The organism is Neobacillus sp. PVCKKU3, assembly GCF_058323225.1.
Genome location: NZ_JBLVQN010000083.1, coordinates 1 through 3,528 on the forward strand (window position 1 = coordinate 1; position 3,528 = coordinate 3,528).

A 3,528-nucleotide genomic window follows, 5' to 3' on the forward strand; every position below is an offset into this window, starting at 1 on the left:
AACTATCATACTGTTGAGTGTTTGTTCACTCGCTATTTTCTAGCGTCGCTCTCAAAAGCGACTCCCTTAATTTATCACAGTCAGCTTCCCGATGTCAATAACTTTTTTAAATTTCTTTTTCAGTTGTTTGACACTGTCGAAGAGGACGAGAATTAATATACCATGATAAATAAATGTTTGCAATATAATTTATAACTTTTTTTGAAATGATTTTAAGTTCTCCACCTATATATCCATTAAAAATTATTATCGACCTCAAGAAACGAATTTTATCCTTGTAATTTCATCCTTAAGAAATGTTAGAAGCATATTACAAATTCTAGACTGCAAATACATAAAACAAACAATAATTGTATATGTAATTAATGAAGCGTACGCTTTTGTTCTTCCATATTGCAGTCCTTTATGCAAGAATCAGAGTATATATAATAACAAATGGGTTTTCAAAAACGAATATATAAAATGGACGTGAATTTATGAGCAGCTTGGATTTAGATATATTGATGAAATTAGGAATTTCAGCTGTATTCGGTCTAATTATTGGCCTTGAGCGTGAATTAAAAAGAAAGCCGGTAGGATTAAAAACAAGTCTCGTCATTTCAGTTGTCAGTTGCTTGCTGACAATTGTATCTATTGAATCAGCTTATATGTTCCCTGATTCAAAGGAAGTTAGAATTACTATGGACCCTTTGCGGTTGGCGGCACAAATCGTCTCGGGAATTGGTTTCCTTGGAGCAGGTGTCATTTTAAGACGAGGCAATGACAGCATTTCCGGGCTAACTACTGCTGCCATGATTTGGGGGGCTGCCGGTATCGGGATTGCCGTAGGAGCGGGATTTTATTTAGAAGCATTCGTCGGCGTTGCCCTACTTATAATTAGTGTAGAATTTATCCCTGCCGTTATGAAAATTTTCGGACCAAAGCAATTACGGGAAAAAGAAATCATGCTTCAATTATTTATTCGAGACCGGGATCAGATAGATAAAGCTATATCTTATTTACTTGAGAAAAAATATATTTTGCGCAGGATACGGATTAAGGATCTAGATAACGGTGATCACCTGGTACAAATTTTAGTTGCTGTTGACTACCGCGAAAAAACAACGGATGTATATACGGCTGTTTCTGATTTAGAAGGTGTTAAAAAAGTGGAAATTGAAAGCATTAGTTAAAAATATTTTTTTAATTCTTTAAATTTCCTCTTGCAATACGCTCGTAATGCAGATATAATTTTTCTTGTACTAATCCATCGGGGGCTTAGCTCAGCTGGGAGAGCGCTTGCATGGCATGCAAGAGGTCGTCGGTTCGATCCCGATAGTCTCCATCATTATTCTGAAAAAACCTTTGCAACTGCAAAGGTTTTTTTTATTTCTCCAAAGTTCATATAAAATTCCAAAATAAGAAAATTTTCCCTTGCAACTATGATTCTCTTAAAATTATAATAAAAAACGTAAAATATTTTCAAATTTTAGAAATATTTGTAATTGGAAGGAGGGAAATCTCAAGCCTATTGTATCAGAAGCTTTATAACACCTTTGGCCCCTGCATCATTACCTGTCATCATCTTTTTTTATCTTAATTCCACATTCTTTAATCCAGTGGTTTATACGAAAGGGGGAGCTTCTCTTTGGAAGCTAAAAAAATAAACGCTCAAACTGAAAGCGATTACAGTTCTATTGTCCAGTCTTCTTCGTTTCAGACATTACTCTCCGAAAAGAAAAAATTTATAATTCCATTTACTATCTTCTTTTTCTGTTTTTATTTTGCCTTGCCAATCTTAACCTCTTATTCAACGATACTTAATACAAAATTTATCGGAAGTATTACTTGGGCATGGGTATTTGCTTTCCTTCAGTTTGTTATGACATGGGGTTTATGTATGCTTTATTCTAAGAAAGCGGCAAGGTTTGATGAGTTATCATCCCAGGTCATTCAAGAAAGGGGGAATAGCTAATGAATACCCCTGCATTCCTTATGTTTCTTGCCATTGTTCTCGTAACGTTGGTCATCACCTATTTCGCTTCCAAGAAAACTAAGAATGCCAGTGAATTTTACACGGCTGGCGGAGGCCTTACCGGCTGGCAAAATGGACTTGCCATTGCAGGTGACTATATGTCTGCAGCATCCTTCCTAGGAATTGCCGGTGCTGTAGCCCTGACCGGTTTTGATGGATTTTTCTATAGCATTGGGTTTCTAGTGGCTTACCTTGTCGTTCTTTATTTGGTAGCGGAACCGTTAAGAAACCTTGGCAAATACACCTTTGCCGATATGATAGCGGCCCGTTTTGATGCCAAAAAAATCCGCGGATTCGCCGCCATGAATACAATGACGATTTCTATTTTTTATATGATTGCTCAGCTTGTCGGTGCTGGTGCACTTATTAAATTATTATTAGGTTTGGAGTATACAACCTCTGTCTTAATCGTCGGCGTGTTAATGACGGTATATGTTATTTTTGGCGGAATGCATGCAACAAGCTGGGTGCAAATTATCAAAGCAATCCTGTTAATGGGCGGCACCTTCATTATTTCTATGATTGTTTTTGCCAAGTTTAATTTCAGCCTTACCGATATGTTTGCCCAAATGAAAACGGCAACTCCTTTAAAGGAATCCTTCCTAAATCCAGGTGTAAAGTACAAAGACGGCCTGGATACATTATCTCTAAATATGGGGCTTGTTCTTGGGACGGCAGGGCTTCCGCACATTCTTGTCCGCTTCTTTACCGTAAAAGATGCCAAGACGGCACGCTCGTCTGTTGTTTATGCTACTTGGGTTATTGGAATATTTTACGTTATGACCATTTTCCTTGGTTTCGGTGCTGCAGCATTTGTCGGCAATGAAAAAATTATTGCTGCCAACCCAGCCGGAAATATGGCAGCGCCTTTATTGGCTCAAGCAATTGGCGGTAATATGTTGTTTGCCTTTATTTCTGCGGTGGCGTTTGCAACTATTCTTGCTGTTGTTGCAGGGCTGGTGCTGACAGCAGCTTCAGCTTTTTCCCATGACTTTTACAATGAAATTTTGAAAAAAGGAAAAGCAACCGAAAAGCAACAGGTATTGATGGCCCGTTACGCAGCCATTGGGGTTTCTGTCGTATCCATTATTCTGGCCTTAGGCGCACAGACGCTGAATGTCGCCTTCCTTGTTTCGCTCGCCTTTGCTGTTGCAGCTAGCGCGAATTTACCGGTTATTCTTTACACCATCTATTGGAAACGCTTTAATACAACCGGCGCGATGTGGGCGATGGTTGTCGGTCTAATTTCAGCTATCGGCTTAGTGCTGATCAGTCCGAATGTATTTAGCCCGGAAGTAGGTAAAGCTATTTTTGTAGGGAACCCATTATTCCCTTACACAACACCAGGGATAGTTTCCATTCCGCTTGGTTTCCTGGCTGGTTACCTTGGAACCATCTTTTCCAGCCAAAAAGCTGATGTTAAAAAATATGAGGAAGTCCTCGTTAAATCCAATACAGGGATTGGTTTAGGAAGATAAAATATATAAAGGTTAAAAAACCCCATTAATGGGGTT

Annotated in this window: 3 protein-coding genes and 1 tRNA gene; all 4 read left to right on the top strand. The window is 38.6% G+C overall.

The annotated features are described in order from the left end of the window. Positions 1-476 precede the first annotated feature (476 nt). The 4 genes from ACNQGS_RS28815 (at position 477) to ACNQGS_RS28830 (ending at position 3,492) form a co-directional block, all read left to right on the top strand. Positions 477-1,172 carry an MgtC/SapB family protein gene (locus ACNQGS_RS28815; protein WP_491490374.1) on the top strand — a complete coding sequence of 232 codons (696 nt, stop codon included), beginning with the start codon at positions 477-479 and terminating at the stop codon, positions 1,170-1,172. Positions 1,173-1,251: 79 nt separating this feature from the next. After that, positions 1,252-1,324: transfer RNA gene (locus ACNQGS_RS28820), tRNA-Ala, on the top strand. 303 nt (positions 1,325-1,627) lie between these two features. Beyond that, entirely contained in the window at positions 1,628-1,954 is a 327-nt protein-coding gene (locus tag ACNQGS_RS28825; protein WP_491490375.1) for a DUF485 domain-containing protein, read from the top strand. Further along, entirely contained in the window at positions 1,954-3,492 is a 1,539-nt protein-coding gene (locus ACNQGS_RS28830; protein ID WP_378582649.1) for a solute symporter family protein, read from the top strand. The genes ACNQGS_RS28825 and ACNQGS_RS28830 overlap by 1 nt, the downstream gene beginning before the upstream one ends. The last annotated feature ends 36 nt before the right edge of the window (positions 3,493-3,528 follow it).